Source organism: Nitrobacter winogradskyi Nb-255, from assembly GCF_000012725.1.
GTDB classification, from domain to species: domain Bacteria; phylum Pseudomonadota; class Alphaproteobacteria; order Rhizobiales; family Xanthobacteraceae; genus Nitrobacter; species Nitrobacter winogradskyi.
This window is the reverse complement of record NC_007406.1, coordinates 386,839-402,644: the sequence shown is the minus strand read 5'-3', so window position 1 is coordinate 402,644 and position 15,806 is coordinate 386,839. Positions and strand designations below refer to the sequence as shown.

General features: G+C 63.7%; 12 protein-coding genes. 9 read left to right on the top strand and 3 right to left on the bottom strand.

The annotated features are described in order from the left end of the window. Nucleotides 1-99: 99 nt before the first annotated feature. The 6 genes from polA to rocF all read left to right on the top strand — a co-directional run bounded on the left by polA (nucleotide 100) and on the right by rocF (nucleotide 8,903). Nucleotides 100-3,132: a DNA polymerase I gene (gene polA / locus NWI_RS01860; protein ID WP_011313689.1), complete on the top strand. Its 3,033-nt coding sequence runs from the start codon at nucleotides 100-102 to the stop codon at nucleotides 3,130-3,132. A gap of 76 nt (nucleotides 3,133-3,208) precedes the next feature. Next, the gene (locus NWI_RS01855) at nucleotides 3,209-3,784 is read left to right on the top strand and encodes a LysE family translocator (protein ID WP_049750610.1); all 576 of its coding nucleotides are present in this window, start codon (nucleotides 3,209-3,211) and stop codon (nucleotides 3,782-3,784) included. Nucleotides 3,785-3,929: 145 nt separating this feature from the next. Further along, nucleotides 3,930-4,913: a Ku protein gene (locus tag NWI_RS01850; protein ID WP_011313687.1), complete on the top strand. Its 984-nt coding sequence runs from the start codon at nucleotides 3,930-3,932 to the stop codon at nucleotides 4,911-4,913. 12 nt (nucleotides 4,914-4,925) lie between these two features. Next, a complete protein-coding gene (locus NWI_RS17825) occupies nucleotides 4,926-5,111 on the top strand; it encodes a hypothetical protein (protein ID WP_011313686.1) in 186 nt (61 codons plus the stop codon). A gap of 49 nt (nucleotides 5,112-5,160) precedes the next feature. After that, the gene (ligD, locus tag NWI_RS01840) at nucleotides 5,161-7,902 is read left to right on the top strand and encodes a DNA ligase D (RefSeq protein WP_011313685.1); all 2,742 of its coding nucleotides are present in this window, start codon (nucleotides 5,161-5,163) and stop codon (nucleotides 7,900-7,902) included. Next, the gene (gene rocF, locus NWI_RS01835; RefSeq protein WP_049750532.1) at nucleotides 7,899-8,903 is read left to right on the top strand and encodes an arginase; all 1,005 of its coding nucleotides are present in this window, start codon (nucleotides 7,899-7,901) and stop codon (nucleotides 8,901-8,903) included. The genes ligD and rocF overlap by 4 nt, the downstream gene beginning before the upstream one ends. Here rocF and bla read toward each other — a convergent pair. From bla to NWI_RS01820, 3 genes are all read right to left on the bottom strand, one after another. After that, entirely contained in the window at nucleotides 8,884-9,717 is an 834-nt protein-coding gene (bla, locus tag NWI_RS01830; RefSeq protein ID WP_430691793.1) for a class A beta-lactamase, read from the bottom strand. The two genes, rocF and bla, sit on opposite strands and share 20 nt — an antisense overlap. A gap of 76 nt (nucleotides 9,718-9,793) precedes the next feature. Then, nucleotides 9,794-11,410 carry a phosphoenolpyruvate carboxykinase gene (locus NWI_RS01825; RefSeq protein WP_011313682.1) on the bottom strand — a complete coding sequence of 539 codons (1,617 nt, stop codon included), beginning with the start codon at nucleotides 11,408-11,410 and terminating at the stop codon, nucleotides 9,794-9,796. Between the two features lie 145 nt (nucleotides 11,411-11,555). Beyond that, nucleotides 11,556-12,293, bottom strand: a complete 738-nt coding sequence (locus tag NWI_RS01820; RefSeq protein WP_011313681.1) for a HugZ family protein — start codon at nucleotides 12,291-12,293, stop codon at nucleotides 11,556-11,558. A 221-nt stretch (nucleotides 12,294-12,514) separates the two neighbouring features. Between NWI_RS01820 and NWI_RS01815 the strand changes: the two genes are divergently transcribed. The 3 genes from NWI_RS01815 to NWI_RS01805 all read left to right on the top strand — a co-directional run bounded on the left by NWI_RS01815 (nucleotide 12,515) and on the right by NWI_RS01805 (nucleotide 15,720). Next, nucleotides 12,515-13,216, top strand: coding sequence for a response regulator transcription factor (locus NWI_RS01815; RefSeq protein WP_011313680.1), 702 nt, complete (start codon nucleotides 12,515-12,517; stop codon nucleotides 13,214-13,216). Nucleotides 13,217-13,378: 162 nt separating this feature from the next. After that, on the top strand, nucleotides 13,379-15,214 hold the full coding sequence (locus NWI_RS01810; RefSeq protein ID WP_011313679.1) for a sensor histidine kinase: 1,836 nt from the start codon (nucleotides 13,379-13,381) through the stop codon (nucleotides 15,212-15,214). Then, entirely contained in the window at nucleotides 15,211-15,720 is a 510-nt protein-coding gene (locus NWI_RS01805; protein ID WP_011313678.1) for an HPr kinase/phosphorylase, read from the top strand. Before NWI_RS01810 ends, NWI_RS01805 begins: the two co-directional genes overlap by 4 nt. Nucleotides 15,721-15,806 lie beyond the last annotated feature (86 nt).

Sequence of the window (15,806 nt, the reverse complement as noted above, 5' to 3'; positions counted from 1 at the left end):
AGCCCGAAGCCGTAGCCCAGTAGAAAGTCCTGGCGATTTTGTCGGTCATGAGAACGCCGCGGGGGTGCCATTTGGCGGGAAACTCCTTAAGTTGCGGCCATGTCGAAGAAGCCCGCCGCAGCCGAAATCCCGGCCATCATCCCCGCGACGATTCCCCCGGTGAAAGCGGCGGGGACCACTTTGCAGGGCAAGCACGTCTTTCTGGTGGACGGCTCCTCCTACATCTTCCGCGCCTATCACGCGCTGCCGCCGCTGAACCGCAAGTCCGACGGGTTGCAGGTCAACGCCGTGCTCGGCTTCTGCAACATGCTTTGGAAGCTGTTGCGCGACATGCCGAAGAACGACAGGCCGACGCACCTCGCGATCATCTTCGACAAGTCCGAGGTGACTTTCCGTAACAAGCTCTATCCCGCTTACAAGGCGCACCGGCCGCCCGCGCCCGACGACCTGATTCCGCAATTCGCGCTGATCCGCGAGGCGGTGAAGGCGTTCGACCTGCCCTGCCTCGAACAGATCGGCTTCGAGGCCGACGACCTGATCGCCACTTACGTTCGGCAGGCGTGCGAGCGCGGCGCGACCGCGACCATCGTCTCCTCGGACAAGGATCTGATGCAGCTCGTCAACGGCTGTGTCACCATGTACGACACCATGAAGGATCGTCGCCTCGGCATCGCCGAGGTGATCGAGAAATTCGGCGTGCCGCCGGAGAAGGTGGTCGAGGTGCAGGCTTTGGCCGGCGACAGCGTCGACAACGTTCCGGGCGTGCCGGGCATCGGCGTCAAGACAGCCGCGCAACTCATCACCGAATACGGCGACCTCGACACGTTGCTGGCCCGCGCCACCGAGATCAAGCAGCCGAAGCGCCGCGAGGCGCTGATCGAGAACGCGGAGAAGGCGCGCATCTCGCGGCAGCTCGTGCTGCTCGACGACCACGTCGCGCTCGATGTGCCGCTGGACGATCTCGCGGTGCAGGAGCCCGACGCCCGCAAGCTGATCGCTTTCCTCAAGGCCATGGAATTCACCACGCTCACGAAGCGCGTCGCGGATTATTCCGAGGTCAACGCGGCCGAGATCGAGCCGGATGCGAAGCACACGAGCGGCCGCTCAGCGATGGTGGCCAAGGCGTCCGCAACCGCCCTCACCGGCGATCTGTTCGGCAGCAGCGATAGCGTCGCGAAGGGCACGCCGGCCGGCACGGCAAAAGCGACAGGCGACACCAAGATGAAAACGCCTGCGGCCCTTGCGGCCGCACGCCTCGAAACGGTGCGCGCGTTGCCGGTCCGGCCCGACGCCTACGAAACCATCCGCACGCTCGACCGGCTGCGCGACTGGATCGCCCGCATCGATGACAACGGCAGTTTCGCCTTCGAGGCCCTGGCGCCGACCATCGATCCCATGCAGACCGAGCTGTCCGGCATCGCGCTGGCGCTCGCCCCGAACCATGCGTGCTACATTCCGCTCAGCCACAAGCAGTCCGGCGACAGCGCGGGACTGTTCGCCGCCGGGCTTGCGCCCGATCAGATCGCGATTCGCGATGCGCTGGAGCTCCTGAAGCCGATCCTGGAATCCCGTGGCCACCTGAAGATCGGCCTCAACGTCAAGTTCAGCGCCGTGCTGCTCGCGCAGCATGGCATCGTCATGCAGAATCACGACGACATCGAACTGATCTCCTACGCGCTCGACGCCGGGCGCGGCTCCCATGATCTCGCCTCGCTGGCGAAGCGCTGGCTCGGCCACGCCACGGTGAGCCACGGCGAACTGACCGGCAGCGGCAGGAACAGACTCGCCTTCGATCAGGTGGCGATCGATCGCGCCACGGCTTACGCGGCGGAATATGCGGATATGACCTTGCGGCTATGGCAGGTGCTCAAGCCGCGGCTGGTCGCCGAGCGCATGAATACGGTCTACGAGACTCTGGAGCGGCCGATGATCGCGACTCTGGCGCAAATGGAGCGGCGCGGCATCACCATCGACCGGCAGGTGCTGTCGCGCCTGTCGGGCGAGTTCGCGCAGAGCGCGGCCCGGCTGGAAGCCGAGATCCAGCAGCTCGCCGGCGAGCCGATCAATGTCGGCAGTCCGAAGCAGATCGGCGAGATCATGTTCGGAAAGATGGGCCTGCCGGGCGGCAGCAAGACCAAGACCGGCGCATGGTCAACCTCGGCGCAGATCCTCGACGAACTCGCCGAGCAGGGCCACGACTTCCCGCGCAAGATCCTGGACTGGCGGCAGGTCTCAAAACTCAAATCCACCTATACCGACGCCCTGCCCGAATACGTTCATCCCCAGACAAGGCGCGTGCACACGACCTATGCGCTCGCAGCCACCACCACGGGCCGGTTGTCGTCCAACGAGCCTAACCTGCAGAACATCCCGGTGCGCAACGAGGAGGGCCGAAAAATTCGCCGCGCCTTCATCGCCGCTCCCGGACACAAACTGGTGTCAGCCGACTATTCTCAAATTGAACTGCGGCTGCTCGCTGAGATCGCCGATATCCCGGTGCTGAAACAGGCGTTCCGCGACGGTCTCGACATCCACGCCATGACCGCGTCGGAAATGTTCGGCGTGCCGGTGCAGGGAATGCCCGGCGAAATCCGCCGCCGGGCCAAGGCCATCAACTTCGGCATCATCTACGGCATCTCGGCGTTCGGCCTCGCCAACCAGCTTGGCATCCCGCGCGAGGAAGCAGCCGCCTACATCAAGAAGTATTTCGAGCGCTTTCCCGGCATTCGCGCCTACATGGACGCGACCCGTGAATTTTGCCGCGAGCACGGCTATGTCACGACCCTGTTCGGCCGCAAATGCCATTACCCGGACATCAAGTCGCCGAACCCGTCGCATCGCGCCTTCAACGAGCGCGCCGCGATCAATGCGCGTTTGCAGGGATCGGCCGCCGATATCATCCGCCGCGCCATGGCGCGGATGGATGATGCTCTCGCGGCGAGGAATCTGTCCGCGCGGATGCTGCTGCAGGTCCACGACGAACTGATTTTCGAGGTGCCCGACGATGAGGTCGCGGCGACGCTGCCTGTCGTGCAGCATGTGATGCAGGACGCGCCGTTCCCGGCTGTGTTGCTGTCGGTGCCGTTGCAGGTCGACGCCCGCGCCGCCGACAACTGGGACGAAGCCCATTAGCGCGTTTTCGAGCGGCCTCTTTGGCGATAATCTTTCCGGATTGCTCGCGTTCGCGCTGACCTCGCTCGTCATCGAGATGACGCCGGGTCCGAACATGGCCTATCTTGCCGCGCTGTCGCTGTCACAAGGCATCCGCGCCGGCCTCGCGGCCGTTGGCGGCGTCGCTCTCGGCCTCGCCGTTTATGGACTGGTGGCGGCGCTGGGTCTCAGCGCGGCGATCGACAGTTCACCGCTGCTCTACGAGGTGCTGCGCTGGGGCGGTGTCGTCTACCTGCTTTGGCTGGCCTGGGAGGCGTGGGCACGCGAAACGGAGACCTCCGCAGGTAACAATGGCGATCCCGACATCCGGCCAGCGCAGGCGTTTCGCCGCGGCCTCATCACCAACCTTCTGAATCCCAAGGCGGCGGTGTTCTATGTCGCGGTGCTGCCGGACTTCGTCCAGATCGGCAAGGGATCGGTCGCGATGCAGACGCTGACGCTGTCGGCTGTCTATGTCGGCGTCGCCACGGTGGTCCATCTCGCGATCGTGCTGCTGGCCTCGCGCCTGCAAAGCGCGATCCGGACGGCGGACAAGCGAAGGACCGTCCGCCGCGTGCTGGCGGTGGCGCTCGCGGCCATCGCCATCTGGTTCGCCTTCAGCACCGCACGCTGATCGTTCGGCGCCGCACGGAACAAAGAAGAAACAAAGAAAGCTGGCGACACGGAAGCCCGTAGGCGCGACCGTGCCGCGCGGAACGTTTCGCGCGCCGCAGGATTAATGTGTCTTGCCTAGCGTGTCTTGCATATGGAGTTCTCCGATGGCCCCGCGTGCGAACTGGAAAGGCTTTCTTCGCCTGTCCCTCGTGACCTGCCCCGTAGCCCTTTTCCCCGCGACGTCGGAGTCCGAGAAGGTCAGCTTCAACCAGATCAATCGCAGGACCGGGCACCGCATCAAGTATCAGAAGGTCGATTCTGAGACCGGCGAGGAAGTCGACAACGACGATATCGTCAAGGGGTACAAGATCGACACCGATACCTATCTTGAAGTGACGAAGGACGAACTCGACAACATCGCGCTGGAGTCCACCCGCACCATCGATATCGACCGGTTCGTGCCACGCGCGGAGATCGATGATCTCTATATCGTCAGGCCGTATTATCTGGTGCCGGACGGCAAGGTCGGACATGACGCCTATGCGGTGATCCGCGACACCATCAAGGCGACCGGCAAGGTCGCGCTGGCCAGGGTGGTGCTGACCAACCGCGAGCACGTCATCGCGCTCCAGGCGCGCGACAACGGGCTGGTCGGCCTTTTGCTGCGCTACGCTTACGAGGTACGCGAGGCATCCGACTACTTCGACGACATCAAGGATGTGAAGATCACCAGGGACATGCTCGACCTTGCCGCGCATATCGTCGAGCAGAAGTCCGGCAGCTTCGAACCGACGGCCTTCGAGGATCATTACGAGGCCGCGCTGCTGGAGTTGATCGAGCAGAAGAAGGCAGGCCACCCGATCGCGAAAGCCAGGGCCAGGACCGAAGGCAATGTCATCAACCTGATGGACGCCTTGCGGCAGAGCCTGAAGGGCGGCAACGCCGAGCGAAAAGAAACCCCTGCTGCTGCCGCGAAAGACAAGCGGTCCAACAAGAGGTCAAAGAAGCGCGTCGAAGGTCAACGCGAAATGCTGTTTCCGATCGAAGGCAAAAAAGCCGCCAAGGAATCCAAGCGCGAGCCCGCGAAGCGACCGGCCAAAGCGCGCGCCGCGAGAAAATCGCCCGCGGCAAGGCGCAAGGCCGGATAGCCGGACGCGGACATGCGCAAGCTGATCGCCTTCGACGACGAGACCATGACCGCGCTGACGCAACTGGGCCATGACCGCATGGCGACCCTTCAGGATCTGGCGGACGAGGCGTTCGCCGACCTCCTGAAAAAGCACGCAGGCCGATCGATCTCAAGGACGCTCTGCGCAAAAGCGCGGGCGTCAGAAAATAGGACGTGATCCCAGAGCCTCACCCCTTCCCGCATCCGACCTCGGTGGAACCGACGCCGTGCCCTCGCGAAAACTGAGCACCTATCGCAACAAGCGTGACTTCTCAAAAACCGCCGAGCCCAGCGGCGGGGCGCGCATCGCGCCCGCAAGGCAGCGGCGATTCGTGATTCAGAAGCACGACGCCACCCGACTGCATTACGACTTCCGCCTTGAGTATGATGGGGTCTTCAAATCCTGGGCGGTGACGCGCGGTCCCTCGCTCGATCCGGCCGTGAAGCGGCTGGCCGTCGAGGTCGAGGATCATCCGCTCGACTACGGCGACTTCGAAGGCACCATTCCGAAAGGCCAGTATGGCGGCGGCACCGTGGCGATCTGGGATCGCGGCTACTGGTACGCCGACGATCCGGCCAAGGGCCTCGCCAAGGGCGACCTCAAATTCGCGCTGATGGGCGAGAAGCTCAGAGGCGAATGGGTGCTGGTGCGCATGAAGAACGACCGCAGCGGCGGAAAGCGCACCAACTGGCTGCTGATCAAGCACCGCGACGATTACGCCAGGCCGGGTGACGGCGAGGATGTGCTGAAACAGGATCGTTCGGTTGCATCGAACCGGACCCTTGAACAGATCGCCGAAGGCAAGGGCAAGGCGCCGGAGCCTTTCATGATGACCCGGCGGATCGCGGGTTCGGATGCGGTTTGGGATTCGAACAAGGGAGTCGCAGCAAGAGCGCGCGCCAGGGCAGAGAGGCGGCCGGCAAAGGCGAGCGCACAACCCGCTTCAACCGGCAAGACGACGCTGAAGGAAAGCAGACCACAAACCGCCAGGGCTCACGCGATCAAAAGCAAGATGCCGGACTTCGCGGGACTTCAGCTTTGCGAAGCGGCAACGCGCCCGCCGTCGGCGGATAGCTGGGTGCATGAGATCAAACTCGACGGCTATCGCATCCAGATGCGGATCGAGAGCGGCGCGGTCACGCTCAGAACCCGCAAGGGACTTGACTGGACCGACAGGTTTCCAGCCATCGCGAAGGCGGCCGCGAAGTTGCCGGACGCCCTCATCGACGGCGAGATCGTCGCGCTGAACGCCAATGGCGATCCGGATTTCCCGGCGATGCAGGCCGCGCTGGCCGAAGGCAGGACGGATGCGCTGGTGTACTTCGCGTTCGACCTGCTGTTTACGGAAGGTGAGGATCTACGCCCGCTGCCGCTGCTGGCGCGCAAGGACCAGCTTCGCAAATTGCTGGGACGCTCTGCGAAATCGAACCGCGCAACGATCCGCTATGTGGAGCATTTCGACGTGGACGGCGAACAGATGCTGGCAACGGCGCGCGAGTCCGGCCTCGAGGGCATCATCTCCAAACGCATCGACGCGGCCTATCGCGCCGGCCGCCGCGGCAGTTGGCTCAAGACCAAGAGCCGCCCCGGCCATGAGGTCGTGATCGGCGGCTGGAAAACAACAGGCGACAAATTCCGCTCGCTGATGGCCGGCGTCCATAACGGCGACCGCCTCGTCTATACCGGCATCGTCGGCACCGGCTACGGCCGCGACACCGTGAAACGCATCATGCCGGCGCTGAAGGCGGCGGCCGCATCGAAAAGTCCGTTCTCCGGCAAGAACGCGCCGGCCGGCGGCCGCGACGTCCATTGGCTGAAGCCCGAACTCGTCGCCGAGATCGAATTCGCCGGCTGGACCGATGACGGCATGGTCCGGCAAGCCGCCTTCAAGGGACTGCGCGCGGACAAGCCGGCGCGCGAGGTCACGGCGGAGATGCCGACCCGTGCGGCGGCCTTAAAGCTCGACAAGGCGAGGCCGAAGGCCACACGGCCCGGCACGAGAGCCGCCGCCGCCGCACGCTCTGACCCGACGACATCGCGGCAGTCTCGCACGTCTGCGGCGCGCGATCGCTCGACGGTGATGGGCGTTGCGATCTCGCATCCGGATAAAGCGCTGTGGCCAGACGCAGGCGACAAGCGGCCGGTCACCAAGCACGATCTTGCCGCCTACATGGAGGCCGTGGGCGGCTGGATGATCGGCCACATCCGCGGACGGCCGTGTTCGATCGTGCGCGCGCCGGACGGCATCCACAGTGAGACCTTCTTCCAGCGCCACGCCATGCCGGGCCTGTCTGATCTGGTCACGCAGGCGAAGGTGTCAGACGACCGGAAGCCTTATCTGCAGATCGACCGCGTCGAGGCGCTGGCGGCGGTGGCGCAGATCGGCGGCATCGAACTGCATCCGTGGAATTGCGCGCCAGACGAATATACGGTGCCTGGGCGGCTGGTCTTCGACCTCGACCCCGCGCCGGATGTCGCATTTCCCGACGTGATCGCCGCAGCGAGGGAAATGAGGCAGCGGCTGGAGGCGCTCAAGCTCGAAAGCTTCTGCAAGACCACCGGCGGCAAGGGCCTGCACGTCGTCACGCCGCTTGCAATCGGGCCCAAAGACGGATTGAACTGGAAGCAGGCCAAAATGTTCGCCCAGGCCGTCTGCGAACAAATGGCCGCTGACGCACCCGACAAGTATCTCATCAACATGTCGAAGAAGCAGCGCGAGGGTAAGATCTTTCTCGATTATCTTCGCAACGACACCAAATCGACCGCGGTCGCGCCGCTGTCGCCGCGCGCGCGTCCCGGCGCTACCGTATCCATGCCGCTGAACTGGGCGCAGGTAAAAACCGGCCTCGATCCGAAACGCTTCACGCTCCGCACCGCGCCCGACCTTCTGAAAAAGAGCAAGGCATGGGCGGACTATGACAGCGCCGCGCGCCCGCTCGCCGCCGCGATCGGCAGGCTGGTGCGATGACGACCATGACCGATCGCCGAAAGGTCGCGCTACTCGGCGTTCCCATCGACATGGGCGCATCGCAACGCGGCACCTTGATGGGGCCGGCCGCGCTGCGCACAGCAGGCATCACGCCGGTGCTGGAGAGCCTGGGCATCGATGTGCTGGATCACGGCGACATCGCCCTCGCCGGGGTCGCGCCGGCAACCGACGCAATTCCCGCCAAGGCCAACAACTACCGCGATATCCAGACCTGGATCCGCGCGCTCAGCCCGCGCGCTTATGATCTGGCGAGGTCCGGCGCGATCCCGATCTTTCTTGGCGGCGACCACAGCCTGTCGATGGGTTCGATCAACGGCGTCGCTCGCTACTGGCATGAACAGGGACGCGAACTGTTCGTGCTGTGGCTCGACGCTCACGCCGATTACAATACGCCGCTGACGACCATGACCGCCAATATGCACGGCATGTCCGCCGCTTTCGTGTGCGGGGAGTCCGGGCTTGATGGCCTGCTCGGCGACGAGCCGCGCGCCTCCATCCCGCCGGCGCATCTGGACCTGTTCGGCATCCATTCGATCGATCCGCTCGAGAAGAAGCTGGTGCAGGACCGTCGCATCGCCGTCGCCGACATGCGCGCGATCGATGAGTTCGGCGTGGCCGTCCTGATTCATCGCGTCATCGAGCGGGTCAGGGCGCGCAACGGCGTGCTGCATCTCAGCTTCGATCTCGACGTCCTGGATCCCGGCATCGCGCCCGGCGTCGGCACCACCGTTCCCGGAGGAGCGACCTACCGCGAAGCGCACCTGGTGATGGAGTTGCTGTACGATTCCGGATTGGTCGGTTCGGTGGATATCGTCGAACTCAATCCGTTTCTCGATGAGCGCGGGCGGACCGCGCGGGTCGCGGTGGAATTGCTCGCCAGCCTGTTCGGGCAGCAGATCACCGATCGTCCGACCCCGAGCAACACCCTCAGCGAGCCGAGGCCCGCGCAGGTCGCGAAAATCAGGCCAACACGGTCGTGACCGCGCGTCCGATGGCTGCCATGACCGCATTCTGCCGATCCGCCGGGACGGTGGCGCCGGTGAGATAGGCCGTTACGACGAAGGGCGCGCGGTCGGGCGGCCAGATCACGGCGACATCGTTCGCAGTCCCCCGCTCGCCGGTTCCGGTCTTGTCGCCGGCCCGCCAGCCGGCCGGCAATCCGGCGCACAGCCGCTTGTCGCCGGTGGTATTTGCGACCAGCCAGCCCACAAGTTGCGTGCGTGATTTCACCGACAGCACATCGCCCAGCGCGAGCGCTCGCAGGTTTGCGGCCATCGCACTCGGCGTGGTCGTGTCGCGCGGATCGCCCGGCACCGACTCATTGAGTTCGGTCTCGATCCGGTCGAGGCGCGTCACCTCGTCGCCAAGCCTTCGTGCGAAGGCCGTCAGCCCCTGTGGACCGCCGATACTCGCAAGCAGCAGATTGCCCGCGGTGTTGTCGCTGAGCGTTATCGCGGCCTTGCACAGTTCGGCAACGGTCATGCCGGTCGGACCGACGTGTTTGCGAGTCTCCGGCGAATGGGCCACCAGATCGGCCTCATTGAAATAGATTCGCCGCGCGAGATCCTCCTTGCCAGCATCGACGCCCTGAAGAAGGGCGCCCGCCGCCAGCACCTTGAACGTGCTGCACATCGGGAATGGCTCATCCATTCGATGGCCGACGTGCTGGCCGGTGCCGGCATCGAGCAGTGCGACGCCCAGTCTCCCGCCTGTTTGATTTTCCAACCGTTTCAGTTCCTCGACAAACCTGTCCTGCAATGCGGCGGGGGCAACCGCAAAGCCGGCCCGGCCCATGACGACAAGCCCGGCCAGCCCCGCACCGACAGGCCACAAACCTCGTCTGCTGATCATGCCTTCATCGTTCCCAACATTACTCTGCCGCCATCATCGTGCCGGGCGCCGCCTCGCGGACCTCGGCATCGACGTCGTTCTCGAATTTGGTGAAGTTCTGCCGGAACATGCCGATCAGCGCGCGCGCCGTCCTGTCGAACTCGATCTTGTCGGCCCAGGTCCTGATCGGATCAAGGATATGCGGCTCGACGCCGGGCACCGAGGTCGGAACCGCGAATCCGAAATACCTGTCATCGTGGAATGGAACGCCGCGCAAGGAGCCGTCAAGCGCGGCGCCTAGCAGGGCACGCGTCACCTTGATCGGCATTCTGCGGCCGGTCCCGTATTTGCCCCCGGTCCAGCCGGTGTTCACCAGCCAGCAATCGACGTTGTGCTTCGCGATCAGGGCACGCAGCATGTTGCCGTAGACGCCGGGATGGCGCGGCAGGAACGGCGAGCCAAAACAGGCGGAAAATTCCGGCTGCGGCTCATTGCCAAGGTCGCGCTCGGTTCCCGCCACCTTTGCCGTATAGCCCGACAGAAAATGATACATGGCCTGCGCCGGCGTCAGCCTGGCGATGGGCGGCAGCACGCCGAAAGCGTCGGCCGCCAGCATGACCAGATTCTTCGGCTGGCCGGCGCAACCTGTCAGCGACGCGTTCGGGATGAATTCGAGCGGATAGGCCGAACGGGTGTTCTCGGTCTTCGAGCCGTCGTTGAAATCGGGGACGCGCGTGACTTCGTCGTGCACGACATTCTCAAGCACCGCGCCGAAGCGTTTCGAGGCGGCGTAAATCTCGGGCTCGGCCTCCCGCGACAGCCGGATGCATTTGGCGTAGCATCCCCCTTCGAAATTGAAGATGCCGTCCTTGCTCCAGCCGTGCTCGTCGTCGCCGATCAGCGTGCGCCCAGGATCAGCCGACAGCGTGGTTTTACCCGTACCCGACAGTCCGAAGAAAATCGCGCTGTCGCCGCCGGGACCGACATTGGCCGAACAGTGCATCGGCAACACGTCCTGATCGGGAAGGTAATAATTCAGCGTGGTGAAGATGCTTTTCTTCATCTCCCCGGCGTAATGCGATCCGCCGATGAGAATGATCCTGCGTGTGAAATCGATGGCCACGACGTTCTCGGAGCGAACGCCGTGCCTTTGGGGATCGGCGCGGAAGCTCGGCAGGTCGATGACGGTCAGTTCAGGTACGAAGGCGGCAAGTTCCGATGTTTCCGGCCGGCGCAGCAGGGTGCGAATAAAAAGCGAGTGCCAGGCCAGTTCGGTGAAAACGCGGGTCTTGATACGGAAATTGGGGTCGGCGCCGCCATAGAGGTCCTGCGCGAACAGCGTCATGTTCCGGGCGTGCGCGAGAAAGTCGGAATACAACGCGGCGAACTGGTCAGGCGTCATCGACTGGTTGCCGGCCCACCAGACACTCTTATCCGTGGCCGCATCGCGGACCGTGAATTTGTCCTTCGGGCTGCGGCCGGTAAAGATGCCGGTTTCCGCGCATAGCGCGCCATCCGCATTCACCATCGCTTCGCCCGAGCGCAGTGCGTGCTCATAAAGCTGCGGCGCGCCTGGATTCCAGTACACGGCCTTGAGATTCTGGAGGCCAAACTTATCGGCGCCGAAGGCGCCGTTACGCACGCCTATCTCAGGCACGGAAAATTCCTCCTCGTCGAATCCAGGGCGACTTCCGGATCGAGCCTAGAGCGTTTTCAAGCGAAGTGGGCACCGGTTCGCGTGAAGAAAACGCGTCAAATCAAATCATAGAGCCCGCTTCTGATACTATCAGAAGCGGAAGGCTCTAGGTCGCCGCGCGGGCCTTCTCCGCCAGATCTTTCAAAATCACGCGAAGTTCGTCCGGGGTGGCGACCCGCCGCGGAAAATCCAGACGCAACGCATCATGCCTGTCGGCGCTCATATCCAGGCCGTCGGGATCGCAGCCGGTGCAGCGCCAGTCGGCCGCCGCCGCGCCGAGCAATCGCGTGGCGTAAAGATTCAAGGCCTCGCGATGATCGCGGTTCATGTGTTCGATCGCATTCTGTTCGGCCGCAACCAGCGCCTCCGCGCCATCGAGGCTGGTCAGAACCTTTTCCGGCTTGAGATCGACGATCCGCCCGAAACCGGCCACGAGGTGAACGCCGCTCAGCCGAATCCGGAAAAACGAAAAATCATTGAAATCCGCAAATCCCTCCGCCGAGGGGTGAACGTTCAGATAACGCCTCCGCAAAACCGCCTTGAGTTCCCCATCCGCCTCCTCAGCGGTTCCCGCGACCATGATTCGCGAGCCTTCGAGGGGATCCCCGGCCGCGCGCTCGTCCAGCATCAGCGACACCCTGGGATCCGCGAGCAGATTCTTGGTATGCACGGCAAGGCGTGAGATCAGAAGAATTGGTGAGCCATCGTAATGGCTTGCGACATTGACAAGGGAGCAATAGGGGTCGCCGCTGCCGGCCATCAGGGTCGCCAGCGCGCCTTGCCGGCTCCGACGCAGCAGTGATCGGGTCAGGTTCGCTGCGGTGAAATTGGCGGTTGGCTGCATGGCTTATGTCCTCGAATTTGAAAAAAACACCGTCTCAGGCTAAATTGGACAATCGAACAGCGTCAGATGGTGAAGGAAGGACAAGGTCCTTCGAGCGTTTTCGGAAACTCGGTCACACTTCAGCCTCGCTTGCATTGCTCGTTGACTGCGTTCTTAAAGCCACACCAAAGGCAGACGGTCGAATTGTTCGCCTCTCGCCACCCGCTTCGGAAAGCAGGCATATGCCCACAATTGCTCTGGTCGATGACGACCGCAACATTCTTACATCGGTGTCGATTGCGCTCGAAGCCGAAGGCTATCGCATCATGACCTATACCGATGGCGCGTCAGCGCTCGACGGCTTCCGCACCAGCCAGCCGGACCTCGCGATCCTCGACATCAAGATGCCGCGCATGGACGGAATGGAGACCCTGCGAAGGCTGCGTCAGAAATCCGACCTGCCAGTGATTTTCCTCACCTCCAAGGACGAAGAGATCGATGAACTGTTCGGTCTCAAGATGGGTGCCGACGACTTCATTCGCAAGCCGTTTTCACAGCGCTTGCTGGTAGAACGCGTCAAGGCGGTTCTACGCCGGGCCTGTCCGAAAGACCCGGCCGCCGCGCCCAAGGAGAGCGACGCCAAGGCGCTCGACCGCGGTCTGCTGCGCATGGATCCGGAGCGCCACACCTGCACCTGGAAGAACGAGCCCGTCACCCTGACCGTCACGGAATTCCTGATCCTGCAGGCGCTGGCGACGCGCCCCGGCGTGGTGAAGAGCCGCAACGCGCTAATGGACGCCGCCTATGACGATCAAGTCTATGTCGATGACCGCACCATCGACAGCCACATCAAGCGGCTGCGCAAGAAGTTCAAGGTCGTCGACGACGACTTCGAGATGATCGAAACCCTTTATGGCGTGGGTTACCGCTTCAAGGAAACCTGATAACCTCGGGCGCGCAGCCCGTAAACCGGATGTGAAATGACACACCCGGTTTACTTTTGGTGCGGAAGCGAACCGTCGTCGTCCTGACCGCAGCGCCAGTCGCGAAGCGATATGCGGGAATGACGGCGATCATGATTTGGTGCAACCAGGCAGTTTCAGTCATTGCTGGATCGAACGCAGCCTGATCTTGATCCCGACGCCGAGGACACCTCGCAGGTCCTCGCGTCGGAAAGTCCTGCCGATGCCGAAAGTCCCGTCGATCAGGTCGAACGGACACCGTACTGGCGACGGCCGCTTGAATGGCTGAGGCGCGCGGGGCAGTTTCTTTTCACGCTCAGTTTTTCGAGCCTGACCCGCCGCATCGTATCGCTGAATCTGGCCGGCCTGATCGCGCTGGTCGCCAGCATCCTCTATCTTTCGCAGTTCCGCGCCGGCCTGATCGATGCGCGCGCGCAAAGTCTGCTGGTGCAGGGCGAGATCATCGCAAGCGCCATCGCCGCCTCGGCCACGGTCGAAACCAACACGATCACGATCGACCCGGACCGCCTGCTCGATCTCAAGCCCGGCGAGAGCTACGGCGCGCCGGACGAAATTTCAGGGCTGGACTTTCCGATCAATCCCGAGCGCGTCGCTCCCGTGCTGCGGCGGCTGATCTCTCCGACCAAGACCCGCGCGCGCATCTATGATCGCGACGGCGTGCTGATTCTCGACAGCCGCAGCCTTTTTCGCCGCGGCGACGTCATCCGATTCGAACTGCCGCCGCCCACCGACGTCAAGCCGGGTTTCATCGAACGCACCACGATCGCGATCCGCACCTGGCTCAACCGCGGCGATCTTCCGCTCTATCGTGAACTCGGACCCGAAAACGGCAACGGCTATCAGGAGGTTGCGCAGTCGTTGAGGGGCGAGAAGTCCAGCATGGTGCGCATCAACGATCGGGGCGAGATCATCGTCTCGGTGGCCGTTCCGGTCGAGCGCCCGCGCTCCACCATTTTCGGCTCGCTGATGCTGTCCACGCAAGGCGACGACATCGATCAGATGGTCATGGCCGAGCGGCTGGCGATCCTGAAAGTATTCGGCGTCGCCATGATCGTCATGATCGTGCTGTCGCTGCTGCTCGCCAGCACCATCGCCGGACCGGTGCGGCGACTCGCGGACGGTGCGGAGCGTGTTCGGCGCCGGATCAAGACGCGCATCGAGATTCCCGACTTCACCCGCCGCCGCGACGAAATCGGCCACCTGTCCGGCGCGCTGCGCGACATGACCGACGCGCTCTACAACCGCATCGAGGCGATCGAGACTTTCGCGGCCGACGTCTCGCATGAACTGAAGAATCCCCTCACCTCGCTGCGCTCCGCGGTGGAGACCCTGCCGCTTGCGAAGACCGAGGCCAGCCGCGGCCGGCTCTTGGAGGTGATCGACCACGATGTCCGCCGGCTTGATCGCCTGATCTCCGACATATCCGACGCCAGCCGGCTCGACGCCGAGTTGCAACGGCAGGACGAAGCGCCCGTCGATATCCGGCGTCTTTTGACCACGCTGACATCGGTCGCCAATGAAACCAGACTCGGCCGCGACATCAGCGTCGACGTCCGCTTTGAAGGCGGCGCCAGCGATGGCTTCTCGGTGCCGGGACATGACCTGCGACTGGGGCAGGTGATTTCCAATCTCCTGACCAACGCGCAATCGTTCTCGAAACCCGGCGGCCGCGTGCGGATTCTATGCCGCCGCCTGAAATCCGAAATCGAGATCGTGGTGGACGACGACGGTCCGGGCATTCGCCCCGACGCGCTGGAGCGCGTATTCGAGCGCTTCTACACCGACCGTCCCCACCAGGGTTTCGGTCAGAACTCCGGGCTTGGCCTTTCGATTTCCAAGCAGATCATCGAAGCCCATCGCGGACGTATCTGGGCTGAGAACCGCCCCGGACCGACCGATACCCATGGCGACACCCGGATCGCCGGCGCGCGTTTCATCGTCCGGCTTCCCGCCACATGACCGGGTCGTCCGGTACGACGATCGGTCCAACGATCCATGGCTCGGCGGTCCTGGTGGGGGAGCAAGCCGTGCTGATCCGCGGCCCCTCGGGCGCCGGAAAGTCGCGCCTTGCCTTCGACCTCATCCTCGCCGGCCGCGGCGGCCAACTCCCCGAAACAACACTGGTCGGTGATGACCGCCTCTTCGTAACTCCGTTCCGCAACGGACTTCTCGTCAGGCCGCCGTCTGAACTCGAAGGAATGCTGGAAATCCGCGGGCTCGGAATTCGCCGGTGCGCTTTTGTCGCGGAGGCGCCGGTCGGCCTCGTGATCGATCTCGATGCGCCCGACGCAGAGCGCCTGCCGCCGCCGAACGCGCTGCGAACCACCATTCTGGAGGTCGAACTGGCGCGAATCCCGGTTGCTTCCGGCTTTCCGCCACTCCCGATCGCCATCGCGGCGCTGACGACTATCCAAGGTTGCACCGACTGGCGACCGGCGACCGATTGCCGGAAGAAATCCGGATAACCATATAGATATCACGATTGCCACGGAGCAGACCGTCAAGCCTGGGGACGCTTTTCAGGGAAAAAACCTCGACGCCCTCTTGCGTG

Bases quoted from the DNA above. Each gene is read 5' to 3' on its own strand.
- polA (WP_011313689.1), top strand. From the start codon at position 100: ATGTCGAAGAAGCCCGCCGCAGCCGAAATCCCGGCCATCATCCCCGCG.
- NWI_RS01855 (WP_049750610.1), top strand. From the start codon at position 3,209: ATGACGCCGGGTCCGAACATGGCCTATCTTGCCGCGCTGTCGCTGTCA.
- NWI_RS01850 (WP_011313687.1), top strand. From the start codon at position 3,930: ATGGCCCCGCGTGCGAACTGGAAAGGCTTTCTTCGCCTGTCCCTCGTG.
- NWI_RS17825 (WP_011313686.1), top strand. From the start codon at position 4,926: ATGCGCAAGCTGATCGCCTTCGACGACGAGACCATGACCGCGCTGACG.
- rocF (WP_049750532.1), top strand. From the start codon at position 7,899: ATGACGACCATGACCGATCGCCGAAAGGTCGCGCTACTCGGCGTTCCC.
- bla (WP_430691793.1), bottom strand. From the start codon at position 9,717: ATGGGCCGGGCCGGCTTTGCGGTTGCCCCCGCCGCATTGCAGGACAGG.
- NWI_RS01820 (WP_011313681.1), bottom strand. From the start codon at position 12,293: ATGCAGCCAACCGCCAATTTCACCGCAGCGAACCTGACCCGATCACTG.
- NWI_RS01815 (WP_011313680.1), top strand. From the start codon at position 12,515: ATGCCCACAATTGCTCTGGTCGATGACGACCGCAACATTCTTACATCG.
- NWI_RS01805 (WP_011313678.1), top strand. From the start codon at position 15,211: ATGACCGGGTCGTCCGGTACGACGATCGGTCCAACGATCCATGGCTCG.